General features: G+C 68.6%; 1 pseudogene. It reads right to left on the reverse strand.

The window, feature by feature from the left end:
- Nucleotides 1-264, reverse strand: a pseudogene (locus NVV99_RS26580) (peptidase M28); the annotation flags it as partial.

Below are 264 nucleotides of genomic sequence, written 5' to 3' on the forward strand. Positions count from 1 at the left end.
GATTCCTGCCAGCGTGATCGCCCCGACGATCTCGGCCCAGCGCGGAATGTGGAGAAGTACCCAGGGCGCGGTCGTCACGACCTGGTCGCCGACGTCGTCGACGGTCGTGAGATCGGATACGGCGAGCGTGCGGGCGGTCGTGAGGGAGGTGTCGCCCATGGGTTGCAGCGACGTCAGGCGGAGACGGTCGGGGGTGTCGAGAGGGCGGTGGTAGTACGCCGAGACCGCGCAGATCTCGGTCTCGAGGGCGTGGTGGCCGTGTTC

It is taken from the genome of Rhodococcus sp. PAE-6, from assembly GCF_025290685.1.
GTDB lineage: Bacteria > Actinomycetota > Actinomycetes > Mycobacteriales > Mycobacteriaceae > Rhodococcus > Rhodococcus pyridinivorans.